Raw genomic sequence first — 20,755 nt, 5'->3', positions numbered from 1 at the left:
GGACAGCAGGTGTCGGGATTAAGGGGCACGCTCGGATCTACGACCGAGAGCGGTACGACCGAGAGCGGCACGACAGAACACAGGAGCCCGAATGACCCACCACCCCGAGCGGAAGCCACTGCACGGAAAGATCGCCCTCGTCGCGGGGGCCACCCGCGGCGCGGGCCGCGGCATCGCCGTCGAACTGGGCGCGGCAGGCGCCACCGTCTACGTCACCGGACGCACCACCCGCGCCCGGCGCTCCGAGTACGACCGCGCCGAGACCATCGAGGACACCGCGGACCTGGTCACCGCGGCGGGCGGCCACGGCATCGCCGTCCCCACCGACCACCTGGAACACGAGCAGGTGCGTACGCTCGTCGAGCGCATCGACCGTGAACAGGGACGCCTCGACGTCCTCGTCAACGACATCTGGGGCGGCGAGCACCTCTTCGGGTGGGACGCCCCGGTCTGGGAGCACGACCTCGACAAAGGCCTGCGCCTGCTCCGCCTCGCCGTCGAGACCCATGCGGTGACCAGCCACTTCGCCCTGCCGCTGCTGCTGCGCCACCCGGGCGGCCTGGTCGTCGAGGTCACCGACGGCACGGCCGAGTACAACGGCGTGAACTACCGCAACTCCTTCTTCTACGACCTCGCCAAGGCGTCCGTGCTGCGGATGGGCTTCGCGCTCGGCCACGAACTCGGCCCGCGCGGCGCGAGCGCCGTGGCGCTGACGCCCGGCTGGATGCGCTCGGAGATCATGCTCGACACGTTCGGGGTCACCGAGGAGACCTGGCGCGACGCCCTGGCCGACGAGCCGCACTTCGCGATCTCCGAGACGCCGCGCTACGTCGGCCGCGCCGTCGCCGCGCTCGCCGCCGACCCGGACGTGGCCCGCTTCAACGGCACGTCCCTGTCCAGCGGCGGCCTCGCGCAGGTCTACGGCTTCACCGACCTCGACGGCAGCCGCCCCGACGCCTGGCGCTACCTCGTGGAGGTCCAGGACGCGGGGAAGCCGGCGGACGTCACCGGCTACCGCTGACGTCCCGGGCTATGAGAGCGCGTCGGGGTCGTCGATCGTCGCGGGCCAGATCGCGGTGCCGCCGCCGCGCCACTCGATGAAGTCCGGGTCGTCGAGCGGAGCGTCATCGAGCCCGGCCCGCCGCAGGAACTCCACGACGTCCGCGACGGACGTCGCGAGCCCGGCGTCCTCCCCGCGAATGGTGACCCGCCGCCCACCGGGCTGGGCCGCGTGCACGACAACTGAGGGGTATCCGTCGAGTCCGTCCATGCCCCCAGCTTGGTCGGCACGCCGACGGGCCGCACCTCCTGGGGCCGGTCGGCTGCATCGCGGGTGGATCGCGCCGCAGACGGCGGCCCCGCCTCCTTGGCGGCGCGGCGGCGGGGCTCGGGCACGGCACGAACCGGCTCGCCGCCCGCCGTCGACCAGATGGGCGGAGCCGAGGCCGCGTGCGCCGCTACCAGCGGCTGCTGCTCGGCATGTTGGCGCGGATCTCCGAGCCGGGCACCTTCTCGGGCCCCGTCGCCGCCGCCCGCCCTGGCGACGTGACCGAGGCCGGGGCGTCGCCCGCCCGCCCGAGCGGTCGCACCGTCGGCACGTGCGACCCCGGACGCGCCCGCGCGGAGCTGCGCCCCGTGGCCGGATTCGGCCCCGACTTCCGCGTCGTCGTCGGCAGCGACGGCCGAGGCGTGACGCAGGTGGCTTAGGGCCGCGGCATCGTGGAGGGCGCCCCCGTCGGTGGGGTTGCCCGCGCTGCCCTCGACCTGTGGCCGAAAAGGGCTGAAAACCGGCTGGAGCGGGACCAGTTGGGGCGCGGCGGCCGGGCGCACGTAAGGCCGGGTTCCGGTTACGGTGCTGGGGTGATCAACGCGCAAGGCATCCACGAGGCACACCCCACCGAGCCGGGAACGGCGCTGCTGCTCGCCGCCGCCCCCGCCGGCAAGGGATGCCTCATCGACGCGGCCACGGTGCTGCCGGCGCTCGCGGCGGTCCCGCCGAGCGCCCTGACCGGCACGCCGGCGGCGACCGTCGTCGAACTGGCCGACCCGCTCGACCCGCAGACCGTCCTCACCCGGATCCGTACCGCGGCGGCCCAGCCCGGGCCGCTGCGCCTGTACGTCACCGGCCAGCTCCACCTCGACCACCGTCAGCGCCTGCTCCACTTCGCGCTGGCCCGCACCACCCCCTCCACCCTGCGTTACACGGCCCTGCCCTGGCACTGGCTCACCGGTGAACTCGCCCTGCGCCGCCCGCACACCACGACCGTGGTCCTCGACCTGGTCGCCGACGCGGAGGCCTGGGAGCACGTACGTACCGGCGGCGTCGGCCTCGGCCACGGAGTGCGCGTGTTCGGCCGGGTCAGCCCGCCGCCCCCACGCCGTACGGTCCTGACGCCCGGCTACCTCAAGGCGTACGCGGACATCTGGCGCGCCGGTGAACGCCCCGGCGCGGCCCGGCTGCACGAGGCCGCCGCCGCGCGCTCGGGCCCCGCCGACGCGCTCTTCCTGGCCCTGGACACCTCGTTCGCGGCGCCGGTCCCGGCCCCGGTCCCGGTTCCTGCACAGGCGCCCGCGCCTGCCCCTGACGGCGACCCGCACCCCGCGCTGCTGGCCGCCGCCCACGCGGGCCGGCACGGGGAGGCCGCCGCCATCGCCACACTGTGGGAGAGCGAGGCGCTGCGCACGCACGGCGCCGGATCACCGCAGGCCATCCACTGGCTGGAGGTCCGGGCCGACCTCGCCCGGCTCGCCCGGGACCCGGCGCGCAGCTTCACGCTCTGGGCCGCGGCCGCCGAGGCGCGGCTCGCGCGCGGCGAGGGCGCCGCGGACGAGGACGTCGAGGCCGCCGTCGACCGCGCCCACCACCAGTGGGAACAGGTCGCCGACCCGGTCGCGGCCCGCGCCCACGCCGCCGCGCTCACCGCCCTGCGCCACCGGGTGCCGGGCCGCCGCCCCGGCGCGGCCGAGGCGATCCGGCGCCGCATGGACGCCCTCGGCGAGGCCTCGGCCGCTCTGTGAGCACAGGGCTCAACAGGCCCGCCGCACATAGCCCTTCGTGCCGGCGGGCCGTACGTCCAGGTCCCGCAGCACGATCGAGAGCCGGTCTCCCCAGGTGCGGCAGGCCCGGGTGAAGTCGGCGGTGCGGTATTCGATGACGAAGACCCGGTCGTCGTAGGCCTTGGCGTACGTCCCGCACTCGTCGTAGCGCGCGCACTCCTCGGCCACGGCGAAGTCGAAGCCCACGGTGGCGTGGCGCGGCAGGAGTTCGGCGGCGTTCTTCTGCCCGACGGCCAGGCCCGCGGCGTGCGCCCGCTCGGCGACGAGCCGGGCGAAGGCGACCGCGTCCGCCGCGTCGAGGAGGCCCTTCGCGCGGGTGTACGAGTCGAGGTTGTCGGGCTCCACCGCCTGGTAGCCGTCGTCCGCGCAGCCGTCGATCCAGCGCCCGACGAGCTCCGCGAGACGCTTCCGCTTGTCCGCCGTCGAGATGTCGAACAGCGCCTCGTCCCAGTCCTCGTCGATCACGAGGTGGCCGGCCGTGTCCCGCAGCAGCAGATCAGGATGCTCGCGCCGCCACCGGCTCAGCGCGTCCGGCTGGGCCTGGAACGCGTTGACGTAGCAGACGTTGTAGAGCCCGCGGGCGGGCGCCGCGCCCCGGTCCCTGGCCACGGCCCGCACCCCCGACGGCGGCCGGTAGGGGCCGCCGATCTGGTAGTCGAAGGCCGCGTCGGCGGCCGGCCGCACCACGGGAGGCGGTGCGTCGCCCGAGGTCGACGACGAGCAGGCGGAGAGCAAGACAGCGGTCAGGCCGAGCGTGCAGGCCAGGAGGCGGTGGGGAGCGCGGTTCACCGGCGACACCTTACGAGCAGGGCGATCGCCGGGTCCGCGGCGGCCCGTGACGTACCTCACGGGCCGCTCCGTGGGCGCCGGGAACATCCCTGCCCCCTCGCCCGTTGAACCCACCGTGGACACGGATGGAACAGTGTCCCCGGGCCCTACCTATCGCCCGCAGGGAAGATCGTTCGGCTGAAGCCCTGCGGAGCCCCCCGCCGAGAGGCGACCGCCATCCGTGCCCACCTCTCAGCCGCCCCGGCCGTGGTCCCCCGTCACGGCCGGGGCTTCCTTCTGCCCCGAAGACGGCGACTACAGTGCGGGCATGTCGCGCGCACACGAGATCAAGCACCGGGTCGTCACCGCGTTCCAGCGGCAGGTCGTGAACCCGCTGTCGCGGCGGCTGCCCGGGCAGGTGCTCCTGGAGACCACGGGGCGCACCTCCGGCCTCGCCCGGCGCACCCCGGTCGGCGGGCGGCGCGTCGCGGACGCGTTCTGGCTCGTCTCCGAGTTCGGTCTGAAGTCGCAGTACGTGCGCAACATCCAGGCCGACCCGAAGGTCCGCGTCCGGATCCGCGGCCGCTGGCACCACGGCACCGCCCATCTGTTGCCCGACGACGACGCGCGCCCGCCTCAAGGCCCTGCCCCGGTACAACAGCGCCGCCGTGCGCGCCTTCGGCACCGAACTTCTGACCGTACGCGTGGACTTGACCGACTGAGGTGTCCCGCGCCACTGGTCGAGGTGGTCGTGGACACGTCAGCAATCTTCGTTCGGGGGCCGACCCTGGCATGATCGGGGCATGGCAGAACGTGTGATCGCCGCGTGTGACGGCGCGTCGAAAGGAAACCCCGGCCCCGCGGGCTGGGCGTGGGTCGTCGCCGACGGCGACGAGAAGCCCGTCCAGTGGGAGGCCGGCGCGCTCGGCACGGCGACCAACAACGTCGCCGAACTCACCGCACTGGAGCGGCTGTTGAGCACCCTCGACCCGGCCGTGCCGCTCGAGGTCCGGATGGACTCCCAGTACGCGATGAAGGCGGTCACCACCTGGCTGCCCGGCTGGAAGCGCAAGGGCTGGAAGACGGCCTCGGGCAAGCCCGTCGCCAACCAGGAACTGGTCGCCCGCATCGACGCGCTCCTCGAAGGACGCGAGGTCGAGTTCAAGTACGTGCCGGCGCACCAGGTCGACGGCGACCCGCTCAACGACTTCGCCGACCGCGCCGCGAGCCGCGCCGCGATCGTGCAGGAACCGGCGAGCAGCGCGCTCGGCTCCCCGGAGCCGCCGCCCTCGTCCCCGTCGTCCGCGGCGCCCGCCCGCGCCAAGAGCCCGGCCAAGAAGAAGAGCGCGTCCTCCGGCTCGTCCTCGCGCACGCTCAAGGCGAAGTTCCCGGGCCGCTGCCGCTGCGGCCGCTCGTACGCCGCCGGTGAGGACATCGCCAAGAACCCCGACGGCTGGGGCCACCCGGAGTGCCGCGTCTCCGCCTGACCGGAAGGCGGGAGGGGCCGGCCCGGCCCCTCCCGCCCACCGCCTAGCTGCTCACCCGCACGTAGTCGACGACCAGTTGCTGAGGGAACTGCGTGCTGCCGTCGGGGTCACCGGGCCAGTAGCCGCCCACGGCCAGGTTGAGTATCAGGAAGAACGGCTTCTCGAACACCCACTGATTGCCGCCGACGTCGGCCGGTGTCCGGGTCTGGAAGACCGTGCCGTCCACCGACCATCTGATGGAGTTCGGCGACCAGTCCACCGCGAACGTGTGGAAGTCGTCCGCGAACGCCCGGCCGCCCGGCAGCGAGTACGCCGCGCCGATGCCGCCCGAGCCCGAGTAGCCGGGCCCGTGGATCGTGCCGTGGACCGTCGACGGCTCGAAGCCCACGTTCTCCATCACGTCGATCTCGCCGGAGCTCGGCCAGCCCACCGACCCGATGTCGTCGCCGAGCATCCAGAACGCGGGCCACATGCCCTGCCCGCGCGGGATCTTCATCCGTGCCTCGACGTGCCCGTGCGTCGTCGAGAACTTCCCCGACGTGTTCAGGCGGGCCGAGGTGTACTGACATGTGCCGTACCAGCACTGGTAGTTGGCCGGGTTCTCCTTCCGTGCGGTGATCACCAGATGGCCCTGGCCGTCGAGCGCCGCGTTCTTCGCGCCCGACGTGTAGTACTGCCGCTCGTGGTTGTTGACGTTGTCGCCGGTCTCGATCTGCCACTTCGACCCGTCGACCGCCGAGCCCGCGGGCCCGTCGAAGTCGTCGGAGAAGGTGACGGCGGTCGCCGACGCGTCGCCGGTGCCCGCGGCGTTCGCCGTGGGGACGAACGCGGTGCCGCAGCACAGCAGCGCGGCCGCGGCCAGCGGCAGTCGGCGGCGGAGCGAGGAACGCATACGCATGGAGCATCACGTCACTTCGGGTAGGGGGATCGCGCCTGTCTCGGGCGCGCCAGAAAGTGAAGACAAAGGAGGTGCGCGTGGTGCGTCGACTTCAAGAGTTGATTTAAGAGACGTTCGGAAGGGGCGTCAAGGCATACGTCCGGACCAACTCGGCGAGGGGTAAGGGAAGTTGGACACCGGGCGCGACGAAGGGCCCCCGGCGTTCGACGCCGGGGGCCCTCTGTGACGTACGGGAATCAGTGGTTGCGCAGGGCCTTGATGAGCTCGTCCTTGGTCATCTGCGAGCGGCCGTCGATGCCGACCTTCTTGGCCTCGCGGTACAGGTCCTCCTTCGTGCGGTCCTCGTAGGCGCCCGCCTTCCCTCCCTTGCGGCCGGTCGCGGAGCGTGACGAACCGGCCGCGTCGTTCGCGATCCGGGCCGCCTTCTCCTTGCTCGCGCCCTCCCGGCGCAGCGCCTGGTACGTCTTCTCGTCCTTGATCTGTGCCCTGGGCACGGAGACCACCTCCAGTACGGGATCGGGGCGTGACGTGGCCTTTCCTGCTCGGCGCGGGTACCCAGGATCGGCCGGGTAAGCCCCGTACTAGGGTCGCGGCAGGAATTCGATCACCGAGCGAAGGGGGCAGGGGTGACCACGCTGCGTTGCGCCGTACTCGACGACTATCAGGGCGTCGCCCGCCGGATGGCGGACTGGGAGCGGCTGTCGGGGCGCGTGGACGTCCGGTTCGTCGACCGGCACATCGCCGCGCACGACGACCTCGTCGCCGAGATCGGGGACTGCGAGATCGTCGTCGTGATGCGGGAGCGGACCCCGTTCCCCGCCGAGCTGTTCGCCCGGCTGCCGAAGCTGGGCCTGCTCGTCACCTCCGGCCTGCGCAACGCCGCCATCGACCTGGCCGCCGCTGCCGCCCACGACGTCACGGTCTGTGGCACCCCCAGTGACTCCGCGCCACCGGCCGAGCTCACCTGGGCGCTCCTGCTCGGCCTCGCCCGCGGCGTCGTCCCCGAGAACGTGAACCTGCGCACCGGCGGCCCCTGGCAGAGCACGCTCGGGGCCGATCTGGCCGGCCGCCGCCTCGGGCTGCTGGGCCTCGGCAAGATCGGCACGCGCGTGGCACGCGTCGGCGCGGCCTTCGGCATGGACGTCGCCGCCTGGAGCCAGAACCTCGACGCGGAGCGCGCCGCCGCGGCCGGGGCGACCCTCGCCGCCTCCAAGGAGGAACTCCTGGAGACCAGTGACTTCGTCTCCGTGCACCTCGTCCTCAGTGAGCGCACCCGTGGCCTCGTCGGCGCCGCCGAGCTGCGGCGGATGCGCCGCACCGCGTACCTCGTGAACACCTCACGCGCCGCGATCGTCGACCAGGACGCACTGGTCGAGGCGTTGCGCGCGGGCTGGATCGCGGGCGCGGGCAGCGACGTCTTCGACACCGAGCCGCTGCCGCTCGACCACCCGTTGCGCACCGCCCCGAACTTCCTCGGCCTGCCGCACCTCGGCTATGTCACGCGGCGCAACTACGAGGGCTACTTCCAGGGCGCGGTCGAGGACATCGAGGCGTATCTGGCGGGGAGCCCGGTGCGCACGCTGGGCTGAGGGTTTCCCTCGCGCTCGGGCCTACCGCGGGACGAACTCCCGCAGATCGTCGGCCAGGTGCGGGAACCGGGCCAGGATCTCCGGGGGTGCGAACGCGTGGTCCGCGTAGTCGAACCCGGGCGTGACGACCTCCGCCACCAGGCCGTGCCGGGCGCCACCGACCAGATGCGACGCCTTCCACCAGCCGCCGGGCACCAGCAGGAACCGCTCGTCGTCCGGACCGAGCAGCGTGCGCGTGAGCGTCCCCGCCGGATCGACCGTGACGTACTCCAGCGGGCCGCCGTCGATCAGGAAGTGCAGGATGTCGCTGCGATTGCGGTGCAGCAGACCGCGCGGCTGCCGCTCGTCGAGCAGGTAGTAGATCGACGACGCCGACGGGCGGGGCCCGTGCGCCGTATCGAGGGTGGCCGCGGAGGTGTAGACGCGGCGGAAGTAGCCACCCTCACCGTGCGGTTCGAGTCCGAGATCGCTCTGCCAGGCGCGCACGGCGGCCCCTTTCTGCGATGCGGTCGATCATTGCGGTCATCGGGTAGCGCGGCCACCCTACGTCGCCGACGGCGCACCGCCCGTGACCCCTCAACGCCCTGATCAACACCGGCAGTTGACATGGCAGACTGCATGCAGATCACCCCCTGATCCGCCCTCGCGACGATGGAGCCCGCCCATGACGGCATCCGCCCCCCGGCCCCGTATCGACACCAGTCAGGCGCACCCCGCGCGGGTCTACGACTGGCTGCTCGGCGGCAAGGACAACTACCCCGTCGACGAGGCGGTCGGCGCGCAGCTGCCGCCCGAGGCGCGGGACGGGGCCCGGCAGAACCGGGCGTTCATGCAGCGGGCCACCCGCTGGCTCGCCGGACAGGGCGTCGACCAGTTCCTCGACATCGGCACCGGCATCCCCACCGCGCCCAACCTGCACCAGATCGTGCAGGGCGTCCTGCCGTCGGCCCGCGTCGTCTACACCGACAACGACCCGATCGTGCTGCGGCACGCGGAGGCGCTCCTGGTCAGCACCCCCGAGGGCACCACGGACTACATCCAGGCCGACGTCCGCGAACCGGGCACGATCATCGACCACGCCCGCACCGTCCTGGACTTCGACCGCCCCCTCGCGCTCTCCCTGATCGCGCTGATGCACTTCCTGCCGGACGAGCAGAAGCCGTACGAGATCGTCGCCGAGCTGGTCTCCGCCCTGCCCTCGGGCAGCCACCTGGTCCTCTCGCACGCCTCCTCGGACATCTTCCCGGAGCTGTCGGACCAGGTCACCGCCGAGTACGCGAAGGGCGGCATCAAGCTCGGCTTCCGCAGCCGCGCCGAGGTGGCCCGCTTCTTCGACGGCCTCGACCTGGTGGAGCCCGGCCTGGTGACGGCGACCGAGTGGTACCGCGAGGAGCCCGCCCCCGAGCAGGAGCCGAGCGGGATCTACGGCGGGGTGGCCCGGGTGCGCTGACCGGGCGGGACATCCGGGCGCTGCCGTACGGGTGGCGCGCCGCCGCCGCACTCGTCACCCCCGTGCGCCGCGTACGGGCGTGGCCTCAAGCTGACCCGTACGCTCCAGCTCACGGCCGGCGCGAGGGGGACGACGGGCTTGAGGTTCCTGAGGTCCCTGAGGGACTTGAGGCGCATGTGCCGCGGTCGCCGCCACCCGCGCGCCGTCATGATCAACGTGGTGCACAAGATCGGCAGAAGTTGGCGTGAAACGGACGCACATTACCAATCGGTATGCATTCACTTGATTCGCGATCAACAGTAGAACTCGTTCCCATTCCGTCGAGAGTGAGGAACCAGAATGACCGACGTAACACGCCCTGAAGTCGCGCGTAACGGAATCTCCCGCCGCGGCTTCCTCGCAGGAACGAGTTCTCTTCTCGGTACGGCCACGGCCATGGCGCTCAGTGGCCGCGCCGCTGCCGCCGCCGCGCCCGAACCCCGCACCGCGTCCGTCGCCGACGGCGCGCACCTGCCCGCCCTCGTCGTCGGCACCGGCTACGGCGGCTCCGTCGCCGCGCTGCGCCTGGCCGAGGCCGGGGTCGACGTCCAGATGGTCGAGATGGGCATGGCCTGGGACACCCCCGGCAGCGACGGCAAGATCTTCGCGAACACGACCAGTCCCGACTACAGATCCTTCTGGCTGCGCACCAGAACCAGGCAACCGCTGAGCAACTTCCTCGGCTTCCCCATCGACAAGGACGTGCCCCGCTACACCGGCATCCTCGACGCCGAGGAGTTCGCCGGGATCATCGTGTACCAGGGCCGCGGCGTCGGTGGCGGCTCCCTCGTCAACGGCGGCATGGCCGTCACGCCCCGGCAGGAGAACTTCGCCGCGATCCTGCCGTCCGTCGACCCCGCCGAGATGTACGGCACCTACTACCCGCGGGCCAACGCGGGACTCGGCGTCGCCACCATCGACCCGGACTGGTTCGAGTCGGCCGCCTGCTACCAGTACGCGCGCGTCGGCCGCAAGCACGCGCAGCGCTCCGGGTTCCCCTTCGTGTTCGTACCCGACGTCTACGACTGGGACTACATGGAGCAGGAGGCGGCCGGCACCGTCCCCAAGTCGGCCCTCGCCGGGGAGATCCTCTACGGCAACAACTACGGCAAGAAGACGCTGCAGAAGACCTACCTCCAGCGCGCCAGGGCCACGGGGCGGGTCTCCATCTCCGCCCTGCACAAGGTGACGGACATCGTCCCCGCCTCCGGCGGCGGCTACACCGTACGCATCGAGCAACTGGACACCGTGGGCGCGGTCATCGCGACCAAGGAGGTCACCGCCGACCGTGTCTTCCTCGCCGCGGGCAGCGTCGGCACCAGCAAGCTCCTGACCCGTCTCAAGGCCACCGGCCGGCTGCCCGCGCTGAACTCCGAGATCGGCCAGGGCTGGGGCGACAACGGCAACGTCATGTGCGGCCGGGCGAACCATCTGTGGGACCCGACCGGCGCGCTCCAGGCGTCGATCCCCACCGGCGGCATCGACAACTGGGCCGCGGGCGGCGCGTTCGCCGAGGTGGCACCACTGCCGACGGGCATCGAGACGTACGCGTCGTTCTACCTGTCCATCACGAAGAACCCCAACCGCGGCCGGTTCACGTACAACCCGGCGACCGGCGGGGTCGACCTGGACTGGCAGACCGCGTGGAAGCAGCCCGCCATCACCGCGGCCAAGACCATCTTCGACAAGATCAACGCGAAGGAGGGGACCATCTACCGCACCGATCTGTTCGGCACGTACAAGATCTGGGGCGACCATCTGACCTACCACCCGCTGGGCGGCGCCGTGTTGAACAAGGCGACCGACAACTACGGGCGGCTGCACGGGTATTCAGGGCTCTACGTGATCGACGGTGCGCTGATCCCGGGCAACACCAGCGTCAACCCGTTCGTCACCATCACGGCGCTCGCCGAGCGGAACATCGCGCGGATCGTCGCCGCCGACCTGTGACGGCTCCGGCGCGGTGAGGAAGGTGCCTGCCCAAGTCCTGAGGGCGTGAGGGGTGTTCAGGACTTGGGCAGGACGCACACGGCGTCGAGACCGAGGACGTGGTTGAGCCGTCCGAACGCCAGCCAGGAGCCGATCGCCATGCTCAGTTCCACGATCTCCGCCTGGCTGTAGCGCGCGGTCATCCGCTCCCAGAAGGCGTCGTCGAGCCCGTGGTGGTCGAGCGCGTACCGCTCCGCGTACTCGGCGGCGAGCCGGGTCCGCTCGTCGAAGGCGTCCGTCGTCCGCCACTGTTCGACGGCCCCGGCGAAGGACTCCTCGACCTTCGCGCCGTCCCGCTCGGTGCGCCAGTCCAGGCAGAACAGGCATCCGTTGATCTGGGCGATCCGCAGTCGCGCCGCCTCGAACTCCCGCAGCCCCAGCGTCGAACGGTCGTACACCGCCATCGAGAACTGCGCGGCCACGGGGCCGATCCCGGGCACCATCGTGCCCCACACGTACGGAATGGGCTCCTCGCCCTCGGGGATGTCGATCCGCAGAGCACTCATGCCTGTTTCCTTCCGAGGCGGCCGGTCGCGGGGAGCAGGGGCACATCGAGCGCGTCGTAGAGTCCGGGCTCCGCCGCCACCAGCCACTCGACGGCGCCGACGAGCCGGCCGACCGCCGTCGCGTTGCCGCCCGCCGCGTGGTTACCGTCCTCGTCGGTGGCCTGGACGGTGACCTCGATACGGGGGCGGCCCTCGATGACGACACGGTGGGCGCCGGCGCCGCCGCCGGGCGGGGTGGGCCAGTCCGGCGCGCAGGACGGATGGATGCGGGTGACGTGCTCGACGACGATGCGGGCCTCACCGGCGACGACGCCCTGCACCTCGAAGCGGACGGCACCCTGGGTGCCCGCCGCGAAGTCGCCCATGGCCGCCGTCGACACGTCGCTCTCCAGTGCCCGGCGCTCCAACGTCTCCCGGATCTCGTCGAGTTCGACGCCGAGCGCGCGGGCCATGAGCCGCAGCTGGCCTCCCCACACCATCGTCGGCACCGACTCGGCGAGCATCAGCGGCTCGTACTCCATGGGGTGCCCCATGCCGACCAGGTGACGGACCGAGTCCTCCTGGTCGTACGTCGAGTAGTCGAAGATCTCCTGGCAGCGCACCACGTCGACCCGGGAGCCGAGCCCGCTGACGAGCAGCGGCAGCACGTCGTTGGCCCAGCCCGGGTCGACGCCGGAGACGAACAGCGAACCGCCGCCCTCGGCGATCGCCGCGCGCACCGGGTCGGTGAACTCGGGCGGCGCGCTGCGCGGGTCGTACAGCGGGTAGAGCGCCGGGGTGACCACGACGGCCCCGGCGCGCAGGGCGCGGCAGACGTCGTCGAGGGCCTCGTCGGGGCGCAGATCGCCGGAGGCCGCGTAGACGACGGCGCCCGGCCGGGCGGCGAGCACCGCGTCGACGTCGGTCGTCGCGCTGACGCCGAGGGTGTGGCCGATCCCCGCGAGGTCGCCCGCGTCGCGGCCGTGCTTGGCGGGCTCGTGGACGAGCACGCCGGACAGTTCCAGCGCGGGGTGGGCGTCGACGGCCCGGATCGCCGCGCGCCCCACGTTCCCCGTGCCCCAGACCACCGTGGAAGTCATGCGCCGGAGCGTAACCTGACAGGCCGTCAGTTCATAGAGTCTTCACGCCAGTTGGGAGCGGGCGGCGGACACGGCCTGTTCTGCGTAGCCGCGACCGAAGAGGACGGTGTGCACCAGGAGAGGGAAGAGCTGGTGGAGGGCGATGCGCTCGCGCCAGCCGGCGGCGAGGGGCGTGCGCTGCTCGTAGCCCTCGACGATCCGCTCCAGGTGCGGGGCGCCGAACAGGTGCAGCATCGCCAGGTCGGTCTCGCGGTGCCCGCCGTGCGCGGCCGGGTCGATGAGCCAGGCGCGGCCGTCGTGGTCCCAGAGCACGTTGCCGTTCCACAGGTCGCCGTGGAGTCGGGCGGGGGGCTCGGCGGGCCCGGCGAGCTCGGGCAGCGACTCGCAGACCCTCTCGACGAGTTGAGCCTCCGCGCGGTCCACGGTCCCGTCGTCGACGGCGCGCCGAAGATACGGGAGCACGCGGTGCTCGGCGTACCACCGCGGCCAGTCGTCGCCCGGGACATTGCGCATGGGGGCGAGACCGATGTACGCGTCCTTCGGCCCGCCGGGGGGAGGGGAGCCGAACGCGGGCGCGCCCGTCGCGTGCAACGCGGCCAGCTCCCGGCCGAACCGGAGCGCACCCTCGGCGCTCGGCCGTCCGTCCGGGACCCGGTCGATGACCAGCCAGTGCGGGTCGTCGCCGTGCACCACGGGCACGGCGACCGTGCGCGCGGCCGCGAGCCAGCGCAGACCGGCCGCTTCCGCGCGCACCGCGTCCGGCTCGGCGGCGCGCTTCACGATCACCACGCGCCCGCCGTCGAGGGTGACTTCCGTCAGCTGACCGCTCAGGCGGCGCTCACCCCTGGCCGGGTGGCCGGTGCTGCGTGCCGCGACGGTGGAGGGCTCGGACATGCCGGACAGGGTACGGGGGACGCGGGGGCGTTGACGGGGTGCGCCGCGCCCTGATCTGCTGCGGTGATCACGCCCGGGCGATGTCCCGGCGGGCCCAGGGGAGTTGAGGCGGGGTATGGCGGCGGAGACGAGCGGACCCGGCACGGTGCTCGCCGTGCAGCACACGCCCGGCGGCGGACCCGGCCGTTTCGGCGACTGGCTGCGCGAGGCCGGACGCGACGTGCACGTGCTCCGCCCCTACGACGGTGAGGCCCTGCCCGACTCCCTCGACGGCCGTGCGCTGCTGGTCCTGGGCGGCGGCTATCTCCCGGACGACGACGAGCGCGCCCCGTGGCTCCCGTCGACCCGCAGGCTCACCCGCGAGGCGCTCGCGTCCGGCACCCCGTTCCTGGGCATCTGCCTCGGCGGGCAGCTGCTCGCCCAGGTCGCGGGCGGCACGGTGCGGGCCCGGCACGGGCGGCCCGAGTACGGCAGCACGCCGATCACCCTGCGCCCCGAGGCCGGATGGGACGCGCTGCTGCACGGCCTGGGGGAGACCGTCCCCGCGATCGAGCGCCATGTCGACGCCATCACCGAACTCCCGCCGGGCGCGGCCTGGTTGGCGTCCAGCGAGGCGTGCCCGCACCAGGCCTTCCGGATCGGCGACCGGGCCTGGGGCGTCCAGTTCCACCCGGAGGCGGACGCGGACCGGATCGCCGGGTGGGACAGCGCGGGCCTTGCGGCACTCGGCGTGGACCGTGACGCCCTGCACGCCCGCGCGCTGGCGGCCGAGCCGGCGGCGATCGCGGCGTGGTCGGTGGTGGCGGGGAGGTTCGCGGGCATGTGCTGACGCAGACACCGCGTCCGGCGCCGTGCTTTCAGCGTCCTGGGCTCGGGTACGGGCCGCGGCATCGTCCGGCGCCGCGAGGTCCTGAGGGCCCGCGGTGCCCCTCTGCCGTTCGGAAGGCGGCGTCGCGTTGCGCGTCTTGGTACGGGCCGCGGCCTTGTCCTGGCGGGCCGCAGTTCAGTGGCCCTGCCGCCGGCGGAGCCATGGCACCGCGTGCCGCGCCGCTGCGTGCTGCGGCCTGGTCCGGTGCCGCGCTGTCCTGGCGGTCCGCAGTGGTTCTGCGCTGCTGGGGAGGCGGCAGCGCGTCCTGCGGGCCGCTGGGTGCTGCTGTTTCGTCCGGTGCCGCGCTGTTGTTGCGGTCCGCGGTGGTTCTGCGCTGCTGGGGAGGCGGCACCGTGTCCTGCGGGCCGCTGGGTGCTGCTGTCTCGTCCGGTGCCGCGCTGTCCTGGCGGTCCGCAGTGGTTCTGCGCTGCTGGGGAGGCGGCACCGTGTCCTGCGGGCCGCTGGGTGCTGCGGCCTGGTCCGGTGCCGCGCTGTCCTGGCGGTCCGCAGTGGTTCTGCGCTGCTCGGGAGGCGGCTGCGCGTCTCACGCGCCGCTGCGCGCCTCCACCGGACCCGACGCCCCGACATCCTGGCCGCCCGCAGTACCCCGACGCCGCCCGAGAGACGACACCGCGCTGGTCAGGACCCCCGCGAGCAGCCCCCAGAACGCCGAGCCGATGCCCAGCAGCGTCACGCCGGACGCCGTCGCGAGGAACGTGACGACCGCCGCCTCGCGGGAGCGCGGGTCGGACAGGGCCGAGGTCAGCGATGCCTCGATCGTGGCGAGCAGGCCGACGCCGGCCACGGCGAGCACGAGGGCCTGCGGCATCGCCGTGAGCAGCGAGGCGACGGTGGCTCCGAGCAGCCCCATGCACAGGTAGAACACGCCGGCCCACACCGCCGCGAGGTAGCGCCGCCCGCGCTCCGGATGCGCCTCCTCACCCGTACAGATCGCCGCCGTGATCGCGGCCAGGTTGATGCCGAACGCGCCGAAGGGAGCGAGCACCGCCTGCACCGCCCCCGTCCAGGTGAGCAGCGGCGAGACCGGAACCTCGTACCCCGAACCGCGCAGCACGGCGACACCCGGCAGGTTCTGCGACGCCATCGTCACGACGAACAGCGGCACCCCGACACTGACGAGCACCTTCCAGTCGAACTCCGGTGCCGTGAACACCGGCTGCGCCCAGGCGAGTTGGACCCGGTCGAGATGCCAGCCGCCCGCGACGACCGAGGCGAGGACGCCACCGGCCAGCGCGACCAGGACCGCGTAGCGGGGGAGGAGCCGGCGCGCCAGCAGGTAGAGCGCGAAGACGGGGAAGGCGATGGCGAAGCTGCCGTGCATCTGCGCGAACAGGCCCGTGCCGAACCGCAGCAGCACCCCGCCGAGCAGCGCCGCCGCCAGCGGCACCGGAATCCGGTCCATGACCCGCGCGAACCACCCCGTAAGGCCGCTCACCAGGATCAGTACGGCGCTGAAGACGAACGCCCCGATCGCCTTGCCCATCGGGACACCGCTGAGACTCGTCGCGAGCAGCGCCGCACCCGGCGTCGACCAGGCCGTCACGACCGGTGCCCGGAAGCGCAGCGAGAGGCCCGCGCAGGTCACGGCGAGGCCCACGCCGAGCGCCAGCATCCACGACGAGATCTCCCGCGCGTCCGCGCCCGCGGCCCGCGCAGCCGTGAAGACGAGCGCCGCGGAACTCGTCACGCCCACCGTGACGGCGATCAGCCCGGCCGCCACGGCCGAGGGCGGAGCCAGCGCGCGGATGCGGGCGAGCGGGGACGCGGGGGAGGACATGAGGCATCACTTCCGGGCAGCCGAGGCCGAGGCCGAGGTCGGCCAGGGTGTTTCGTATGCGGCACGTTCTGTTTATGGAACGTTCTGTTTATGGAACACTAGGGACGCGGGCGACGCCCCGTCAACCAGCCGCCGACCGAGGGGAACCGGGCAATGGGCCTCAACGACGAGGTGGGACGCAGGCTCAAGGCGCTGCGCCAGGGCCGTGACCTGTCGCTGTCCGAGCTGTCCCGCCGCTCAGGCGTCGGCAAGGGCACCCTCTCGGAGCTGGAGAGCGGCGCCCGCAATCCGACCCTGGAGACCCTCTACGCACTGACCACGGCGCTCGGCGTCCCGCTGAGCGCCGTCCTCGACGACCCGCCGCCCGGCGTCGCCGAGGGGGCGGGCGGGGTCTCCGGCAGCGCCGTCACCGCGGTCCTCCTCGAACGGTACGAGGACGCCGACGCCGCCACCGACGTCTTCCGGGTCACCATCGCCGATGGCGCGACCCAGGAGTCCGCGGCGCACGTCCCGCGCACCACGGAGAGCCTGATGGTCCTGTCCGGCACCGCCGTCGTCGGCCTCCCGGACGCGCCGCAGACCGTCACCCCCGGCGGCCACGCCCACTGGCCGGCCGACGCCCCGCACCTCTACGGCGCCCCGCACGGCGAGGTCCACGGAATCCTCTTCGTGCGCTACCCGAAGGGCGGCGGTTAGGACCGCTCGGCCTGCGGCGGCGTCTGCCCGCCCGGGGCGACGTCGTGGAGCTTCGAGATGTCGACCGACTCGTCCGCCGATGGCGTCTTGCTCGGCACCGGCTTGTCGTAGTCGGTGAGCGTCATCGTGATGTTCTCGTCGGGGCCCTTCTCGGTCGCCCGCACCAACTGGTGCGGATCGTCGGCCGTGACGTAGAGGGTGATCGTGTTCTTGTCGTCGCGGCCGGTCAGCGGGACGACATCGGTGCCGGCCACCTTCGTCTCGTCGCCCTTCGTGAGCTGGTCCTGCGCGGCCCCCGAGCCGTTGTCGAGCTGCTTGCGGAACGCGTCCAGGTCACAGGTCTCCGCGAGGCCGTCGAGCATCGGGTCGTCGGTCGTGCCGTGCATGTACCGGTCGCCGAAGAGCTGCGCCGCGAGATCGCCGGCGCCGCCGGGCACCTGCGTCTTCCAGAACGTCGCGTCGGGCTTCATCCACACCTCGTCGCCCCGCTTCACGAGCTCGACGCTGCCGCCGTCCGCGCCGCCGGTGCCCATGCGCAGCGACCCGGCGCAGTTCCCGTCCTCGTCGAGGCGCAGGTCGAACGCGGCCGGTGTCCGGGCGTCGCTGGTGTCGTCCGAGCGGTTCGTGAAGGTCAGATGCAGGGAGTGCGCGTCGAGCAGCTCCTGCCGCGCGTCGTCGGCCAGTTCCCGCGCGGACGGATCCGCTCCGTCGTCGGCGACCGCGGGGCCGGCGGCGAGGACGCCCGCGCACAGCGCGGTCGCCGCCAGCAGAACCGAGGGGTGCCGGACCGTTCCGACCATGACGTCACCTCGCCGTCCCGGGCACTCCGAGCACCCGAAATACCCATAAAGTGTACGTTTCTGCTTCTGGCGCCGCACACCCGCGGCCGGCCGGCGTCCCGCACGGCGAGGCGCGTCACGCCCCCGTCGTGGAGCCGGGCCGGATGATCATCAGTACGGTGACCGTGGCCCACAGCAGGTTGAACACGCCGGTGAGCATGGCGAGCCGGCGGGGGAGCGGACTGTCGGCCACCGCCTCGGCCCGCTCCTCCACCCCGGCGAGCGCCGTTTCCTGCGCCGGCAGGATCCACAGCGCGAGAACGGCCGCGGCGGCGGTGGTGAGCACGATCGAGACGATCAGCCAGGCGCTGCCGAGCACACCGAGGCTGCTCGCCGTCGCGAACCCGAACAAGGGCACGGCGACGCCGATGCCCGCGTACACGCGGCAGATCCGGTGCAGGGTGCTCAGCGAGGCGAGGGCCGGGCCGTCGCCGGGTGAACCGAGCGCGTGGCGCAGGAACCGGGGGAACATGCTCGCCGCGACGGTGACCGGACCGACGGTCAGGACGGCGGCCAGGACGTGCAGAGAGAGCAGAAACTTGGTCATGGCCGTCGACGCTAACCAGCGGAAACGGCGCCTCCCAGTGGCATTAGCGACGACTGTCAACGGGATAGCGACAGGGGCTCCGGCCAGGTCGGTGTCGCGTCTTTTGCGCTTCCCGCAGCATCACGGGGAGAGCCCTGCGGCAGGACCCCCTGTGGCGGGATCCAGGCGCCAAGGTAGGTTCTCGCCATGCACACCGTCGCCGTCCTCGCCCTCGACCAGGTGATCCCGTTCGACCTCGCCACCCCGATCGAGGCCTTCGGCCGCGCCCGGCTGCCCGACGGGCGGCCCGGCTACACGGTCCGCGTGTGCGCGCAGCGGCCGGAGACCGACGCCGGGACGTTCACCATCAAGGCGCACCGGGGTCTTGAGGGACTCAAGGGCGCGGACACCGTGATCGTGCCCGGCACGGCGACGCCCCTCGCCCCCCTCGCCCCCGCCGTGCGCGACGCGCTGCGGGCCGCCGCCGCGGACGGCACCCGGATCGCGTCGATCTGCACAGGGGCCTTCCCGCTCGCCGCCACCGGGCTCCTGGACGGTCTGCGCGCCACCACCCACTGGATCGCCGCGGACCTGCTGGCCGCCACGTACCCGGAGGTGAAGGTCGACCCGGACGTCCTGTACGTCGACAACGGACAGTTCCTCACCTCGGCGGGCGCCGCAGCCGGACTCGACCTGTGCCTGCACATGATCCGCGGCGACTACGGTTCCGCGATCGCCGCCGACACCGCCCGGCTCTCCGTCATGCCGCTCGAACGCGAGGGCGGGCAGGCGCAGTTCATCGTGCACGACCACGCGCCCACGCCCCAGGGCTCGGCCTTCGAACCGCTGCTCACCTGGCTCCAGGAGAACCTCGACCAGGACCTCTCCCTCGCCGACATCGCCGCCCGCGAAGGCGTCAGCACGCGCACACTGATGCGCCGCTTCCGCGAACAGACCGGCACCACACCGCTCCAGTGGCTGCACCGTGCCCGCATCCGGCAGGCCCAGCACCTGCTGGAGACGACCGCGCACCCCGTGGAGCGGATCGCCGGACAGGTCGGCTTCGGCTCGCCCACCGCGTTCCGCGACCGGTTCAAGCGCACGACGGGCGTGAGCCCGCAGGCCTACCGCCGCACGTTCAGCTGACGCCGCGTAACTCCTGATCTTGTGAGGCGTTGGTCCGCCGACCGATCCACCAGCACGTTCAGGGAGTTCGCATGCGGGCCGTCCTCAAGCAGATCGTCTCCGGCGCCGGCGCGGTGGCCGCCGCGCTCGGCTGTGTCCTCGTGGCCGGACCGCCCGCCGCGGCGGACGGCAAGTGGTGCAACAACGCCGTGTGCATCGAGACGTACGACACCGGCACCTATCTCGGCCGCGTCGAGGTCTCCGTCATCAACGGCAACCAGCCGCACACCATCAGCGCCCGCGTGTGGACCACGAACGGCTGGAGCGCCCACACCAAGGTCGAGGACGTCGCCGCGTTCCGCACCTACCGCGACCAGGCCTACCCGCAGCGGCACTTCCCCGCCGGCACCCGGCTGTGCGCCGAGGGCTTCCGCGGCGGGGAGAGCGTCGGCCTGCCCTGCGTGACCATCACCGACTGACCGAGGCGCCGGCCCTACGGGGCTGCCCGCGCAGCCAGCCGTAGAGCACCACCGAGCACAGCGCGGCGCAGGCGCACCACGTGGAGACGAACTCCCAGCGCCACAACGCCGCGCACCCCGCCGCACCGACCGCGACCAGGCCGCCGAGCAGCAACAGGCCCCGCTCGCCGGAGAGCAGCAGCGAGCCGATCGTCGCCGGCAGATAGCCGGCGATCAGCCACGCGGCATGCGGCAGGCCGATCGCATAGCCCATCGTGTGGCCGCGGATCTCGGCCGTGACGGTCGTCGTCGCCAGCGCGTACGCGAGGACGGCGGCCGTCACCACGCCGCAGGCGAGCGGGAACAGGAGCCGCCCACGGGCAGGTGCGGGCGCCACGAGCAGCACCCCCACCGGCACCCACAGCGGAAGCACCGGCAGCGCGATCACCGCCCACGCCAGGGTGGCCGCGCCGGTGCCGCCGCCCCGGTGCCAGACCAGCGCCTCGATCAGCTGATGCGCGCCGAGCAGCAGGGGCAGCGCCGCCAGGAGCAGCGCCCGGGGACGGGTGCGGGCCGCCCGTACGACACAGGCGACCCCCACCGCGCCGACCGCACCGCCCGCCACGAGGTCCGCCGTCGCGCTCCAGCACATGCGGCCACGCTACGACCCCGGCGGCGGCCCCGCCCGG

Annotated in this window: 23 protein-coding genes and 1 pseudogene; 12 read left to right on the top strand and 12 right to left on the bottom strand. The window is 72.9% G+C overall.

Annotation, left to right across the window (positions count from 1 at the left end):
- Window positions 1-91 precede the first annotated feature (91 nt).
- On the top strand, window positions 92-1,021 hold the full coding sequence (locus AB0L37_RS04970; protein ID WP_365500208.1) for an SDR family oxidoreductase: 930 nt from the start codon (window positions 92-94) through the stop codon (window positions 1,019-1,021).
- Window positions 1,022-1,030: 9 nt separating this feature from the next.
- Here the strand turns inward: AB0L37_RS04970 and AB0L37_RS04965 are convergent, their stop codons facing one another.
- Complete coding sequence (locus tag AB0L37_RS04965; protein WP_365500205.1) at window positions 1,031-1,270, bottom strand: hypothetical protein; 240 nt, start codon at window positions 1,268-1,270, stop codon at window positions 1,031-1,033.
- 179 nt (window positions 1,271-1,449) lie between these two features.
- On the opposite strand from AB0L37_RS04965, the gene AB0L37_RS04960 reads away from it, so the two are divergent.
- Together AB0L37_RS04960 and AB0L37_RS04955 are read left to right on the top strand one after the other, a co-directional pair.
- A complete protein-coding gene (locus tag AB0L37_RS04960; protein ID WP_365500202.1) occupies window positions 1,450-1,707 on the top strand; it encodes a hypothetical protein in 258 nt (85 codons plus the stop codon).
- A 153-nt stretch (window positions 1,708-1,860) separates the two neighbouring features.
- The gene (locus AB0L37_RS04955) at window positions 1,861-3,018 is read left to right on the top strand and encodes a hypothetical protein (RefSeq protein ID WP_365500199.1); all 1,158 of its coding nucleotides are present in this window, start codon (window positions 1,861-1,863) and stop codon (window positions 3,016-3,018) included.
- A gap of 9 nt (window positions 3,019-3,027) precedes the next feature.
- Here the strand turns inward: AB0L37_RS04955 and AB0L37_RS04950 are convergent, their stop codons facing one another.
- Window positions 3,028-3,804, bottom strand: a complete 777-nt coding sequence (locus AB0L37_RS04950; protein WP_365500588.1) for an endo alpha-1,4 polygalactosaminidase — start codon at window positions 3,802-3,804, stop codon at window positions 3,028-3,030.
- A 349-nt stretch (window positions 3,805-4,153) separates the two neighbouring features.
- On the opposite strand from AB0L37_RS04950, the pseudogene AB0L37_RS04945 reads away from it, so the two are divergent.
- A pseudogene (locus tag AB0L37_RS04945) lies at window positions 4,154-4,547 on the top strand (nitroreductase/quinone reductase family protein).
- A gap of 81 nt (window positions 4,548-4,628) precedes the next feature.
- Window positions 4,629-5,312 carry a ribonuclease H gene (locus AB0L37_RS04940; RefSeq protein WP_365500196.1) on the top strand — a complete coding sequence of 228 codons (684 nt, stop codon included), beginning with the start codon at window positions 4,629-4,631 and terminating at the stop codon, window positions 5,310-5,312.
- Window positions 5,313-5,355: 43 nt separating this feature from the next.
- Here AB0L37_RS04940 and AB0L37_RS04935 read toward each other — a convergent pair whose 3' ends face one another.
- Window positions 5,356-6,204 carry a glycoside hydrolase family 16 protein gene (locus AB0L37_RS04935; RefSeq protein WP_365500193.1) on the bottom strand — a complete coding sequence of 283 codons (849 nt, stop codon included), beginning with the start codon at window positions 6,202-6,204 and terminating at the stop codon, window positions 5,356-5,358.
- A gap of 242 nt (window positions 6,205-6,446) precedes the next feature.
- Window positions 6,447-6,704, bottom strand: a complete 258-nt coding sequence (locus AB0L37_RS04930; protein WP_365500191.1) for a Rho termination factor — start codon at window positions 6,702-6,704, stop codon at window positions 6,447-6,449.
- A 186-nt stretch (window positions 6,705-6,890) separates the two neighbouring features.
- Between AB0L37_RS04930 and AB0L37_RS04925 the strand changes: the two genes are divergently transcribed.
- Window positions 6,891-7,799 (top strand): D-2-hydroxyacid dehydrogenase family protein, encoded by a 909-nt coding sequence (locus tag AB0L37_RS04925; RefSeq protein WP_365500586.1) that lies wholly within the window; start codon window positions 6,891-6,893, stop codon window positions 7,797-7,799.
- Window positions 7,800-7,820: 21 nt separating this feature from the next.
- Here the strand turns inward: AB0L37_RS04925 and AB0L37_RS04920 are convergent, their stop codons facing one another.
- Entirely contained in the window at window positions 7,821-8,285 is a 465-nt protein-coding gene (locus AB0L37_RS04920; RefSeq protein WP_365500188.1) for a cupin domain-containing protein, read from the bottom strand.
- 178 nt (window positions 8,286-8,463) lie between these two features.
- Here AB0L37_RS04920 and AB0L37_RS04915 point away from each other — a divergent pair, with 178 nt between their 5' ends.
- Together AB0L37_RS04915 and AB0L37_RS04910 are read left to right on the top strand one after the other, a co-directional pair.
- The gene (locus tag AB0L37_RS04915) at window positions 8,464-9,249 is read left to right on the top strand and encodes an SAM-dependent methyltransferase (RefSeq protein ID WP_365500185.1); all 786 of its coding nucleotides are present in this window, start codon (window positions 8,464-8,466) and stop codon (window positions 9,247-9,249) included.
- Between the two features lie 339 nt (window positions 9,250-9,588).
- Window positions 9,589-11,238: a GMC oxidoreductase gene (locus AB0L37_RS04910; RefSeq protein ID WP_365500182.1), complete on the top strand. Its 1,650-nt coding sequence runs from the start codon at window positions 9,589-9,591 to the stop codon at window positions 11,236-11,238.
- Window positions 11,239-11,294: 56 nt separating this feature from the next.
- Here the strand turns inward: AB0L37_RS04910 and AB0L37_RS04905 are convergent, their stop codons facing one another.
- The 3 genes from AB0L37_RS04905 to AB0L37_RS04895 are packed head-to-tail and all read right to left on the bottom strand — an operon-like array spanning window position 11,295 to window position 13,756.
- Window positions 11,295-11,774 (bottom strand): carboxymuconolactone decarboxylase family protein, encoded by a 480-nt coding sequence (locus tag AB0L37_RS04905; RefSeq protein ID WP_365500583.1) that lies wholly within the window; start codon window positions 11,772-11,774, stop codon window positions 11,295-11,297.
- 5 nt (window positions 11,775-11,779) lie between these two features.
- Window positions 11,780-12,862 (bottom strand): dihydrodipicolinate reductase, encoded by a 1,083-nt coding sequence (locus tag AB0L37_RS04900; RefSeq protein WP_365500179.1) that lies wholly within the window; start codon window positions 12,860-12,862, stop codon window positions 11,780-11,782.
- A 42-nt stretch (window positions 12,863-12,904) separates the two neighbouring features.
- Window positions 12,905-13,756, bottom strand: coding sequence for a fructosamine kinase family protein (locus AB0L37_RS04895; RefSeq protein WP_365500176.1), 852 nt, complete (start codon window positions 13,754-13,756; stop codon window positions 12,905-12,907).
- Window positions 13,757-13,871: 115 nt separating this feature from the next.
- On the opposite strand from AB0L37_RS04895, the gene AB0L37_RS04890 reads away from it, so the two are divergent.
- Window positions 13,872-14,585 (top strand): type 1 glutamine amidotransferase, encoded by a 714-nt coding sequence (locus tag AB0L37_RS04890; protein ID WP_365500173.1) that lies wholly within the window; start codon window positions 13,872-13,874, stop codon window positions 14,583-14,585.
- A gap of 583 nt (window positions 14,586-15,168) precedes the next feature.
- On the opposite strand, the gene AB0L37_RS04885 is transcribed toward AB0L37_RS04890, so the two are convergent.
- Window positions 15,169-16,422: a benzoate/H(+) symporter BenE family transporter gene (locus AB0L37_RS04885; RefSeq protein ID WP_365500170.1), complete on the bottom strand. Its 1,254-nt coding sequence runs from the start codon at window positions 16,420-16,422 to the stop codon at window positions 15,169-15,171.
- A 153-nt stretch (window positions 16,423-16,575) separates the two neighbouring features.
- On the opposite strand from AB0L37_RS04885, the gene AB0L37_RS04880 reads away from it, so the two are divergent.
- A complete protein-coding gene (locus tag AB0L37_RS04880; protein ID WP_365500167.1) occupies window positions 16,576-17,118 on the top strand; it encodes an XRE family transcriptional regulator in 543 nt (180 codons plus the stop codon).
- Here the strand turns inward: AB0L37_RS04880 and AB0L37_RS04875 are convergent.
- Together AB0L37_RS04875 and AB0L37_RS04870 are read right to left on the bottom strand one after the other, a co-directional pair.
- A complete protein-coding gene (locus AB0L37_RS04875) occupies window positions 17,115-17,918 on the bottom strand; it encodes a hypothetical protein (RefSeq protein ID WP_365500164.1) in 804 nt (267 codons plus the stop codon). The two genes, AB0L37_RS04880 and AB0L37_RS04875, sit on opposite strands and share 4 nt — an antisense overlap.
- 115 nt (window positions 17,919-18,033) lie before the next feature.
- On the bottom strand, window positions 18,034-18,504 hold the full coding sequence (locus AB0L37_RS04870) for a hypothetical protein (RefSeq protein ID WP_365500161.1): 471 nt from the start codon (window positions 18,502-18,504) through the stop codon (window positions 18,034-18,036).
- Window positions 18,505-18,690: 186 nt separating this feature from the next.
- On the opposite strand from AB0L37_RS04870, the gene AB0L37_RS04865 reads away from it, so the two are divergent.
- Complete coding sequence (locus AB0L37_RS04865; RefSeq protein ID WP_365500158.1) at window positions 18,691-19,629, top strand: helix-turn-helix domain-containing protein; 939 nt, start codon at window positions 18,691-18,693, stop codon at window positions 19,627-19,629.
- 71 nt (window positions 19,630-19,700) lie between these two features.
- Window positions 19,701-20,087 (top strand): hypothetical protein, encoded by a 387-nt coding sequence (locus AB0L37_RS04860; RefSeq protein WP_365500155.1) that lies wholly within the window; start codon window positions 19,701-19,703, stop codon window positions 20,085-20,087.
- On the opposite strand, the gene AB0L37_RS04855 is transcribed toward AB0L37_RS04860, so the two are convergent.
- Window positions 20,077-20,718 (bottom strand): DUF6629 family protein, encoded by a 642-nt coding sequence (locus tag AB0L37_RS04855; protein ID WP_365500152.1) that lies wholly within the window; start codon window positions 20,716-20,718, stop codon window positions 20,077-20,079. The genes AB0L37_RS04860 and AB0L37_RS04855 overlap by 11 nt on opposite strands.
- Window positions 20,719-20,755 lie beyond the last annotated feature (37 nt).

It is taken from the genome of Streptomyces sp. NPDC052225, assembly GCF_040679615.1.
Lineage (GTDB): Bacteria > Actinomycetota > Actinomycetes > Streptomycetales > Streptomycetaceae > Streptomyces.
This window is presented reverse-complemented; position numbering and strand designations above follow the sequence as displayed.

Excerpts from the sequence above, each read along its gene's own strand:
- AB0L37_RS04900 (WP_365500179.1), bottom strand. The coding sequence starts at position 12,862 with ATGACTTCCACGGTGGTCTGGGGCACGGGGAACGTGGGGCGCGCGGCG.
- AB0L37_RS04970 (WP_365500208.1), top strand. The coding sequence starts at position 92 with ATGACCCACCACCCCGAGCGGAAGCCACTGCACGGAAAGATCGCCCTC.
- AB0L37_RS04910 (WP_365500182.1), top strand. The coding sequence starts at position 9,589 with ATGACCGACGTAACACGCCCTGAAGTCGCGCGTAACGGAATCTCCCGC.
- AB0L37_RS04860 (WP_365500155.1), top strand. The coding sequence starts at position 19,701 with ATGCGGGCCGTCCTCAAGCAGATCGTCTCCGGCGCCGGCGCGGTGGCC.
- AB0L37_RS04870 (WP_365500161.1), bottom strand. The coding sequence starts at position 18,504 with ATGACCAAGTTTCTGCTCTCTCTGCACGTCCTGGCCGCCGTCCTGACC.
- AB0L37_RS04880 (WP_365500167.1), top strand. The coding sequence starts at position 16,576 with ATGGGCCTCAACGACGAGGTGGGACGCAGGCTCAAGGCGCTGCGCCAG.
- AB0L37_RS04865 (WP_365500158.1), top strand. The coding sequence starts at position 18,691 with ATGCACACCGTCGCCGTCCTCGCCCTCGACCAGGTGATCCCGTTCGAC.
- AB0L37_RS04935 (WP_365500193.1), bottom strand. The coding sequence starts at position 6,204 with ATGCGTTCCTCGCTCCGCCGCCGACTGCCGCTGGCCGCGGCCGCGCTG.
- AB0L37_RS04855 (WP_365500152.1), bottom strand. The coding sequence starts at position 20,718 with ATGTGCTGGAGCGCGACGGCGGACCTCGTGGCGGGCGGTGCGGTCGGC.
- AB0L37_RS04940 (WP_365500196.1), top strand. The coding sequence starts at position 4,629 with ATGGCAGAACGTGTGATCGCCGCGTGTGACGGCGCGTCGAAAGGAAAC.
- AB0L37_RS04875 (WP_365500164.1), bottom strand. The coding sequence starts at position 17,918 with ATGGTCGGAACGGTCCGGCACCCCTCGGTTCTGCTGGCGGCGACCGCG.
- AB0L37_RS04915 (WP_365500185.1), top strand. The coding sequence starts at position 8,464 with ATGACGGCATCCGCCCCCCGGCCCCGTATCGACACCAGTCAGGCGCAC.
- AB0L37_RS04965 (WP_365500205.1), bottom strand. The coding sequence starts at position 1,270 with ATGGACGGACTCGACGGATACCCCTCAGTTGTCGTGCACGCGGCCCAG.
- AB0L37_RS04885 (WP_365500170.1), bottom strand. The coding sequence starts at position 16,422 with ATGTCCTCCCCCGCGTCCCCGCTCGCCCGCATCCGCGCGCTGGCTCCG.
- AB0L37_RS04925 (WP_365500586.1), top strand. The coding sequence starts at position 6,891 with ATGGCGGACTGGGAGCGGCTGTCGGGGCGCGTGGACGTCCGGTTCGTC.
- AB0L37_RS04890 (WP_365500173.1), top strand. The coding sequence starts at position 13,872 with ATGGCGGCGGAGACGAGCGGACCCGGCACGGTGCTCGCCGTGCAGCAC.
- AB0L37_RS04895 (WP_365500176.1), bottom strand. The coding sequence starts at position 13,756 with ATGTCCGAGCCCTCCACCGTCGCGGCACGCAGCACCGGCCACCCGGCC.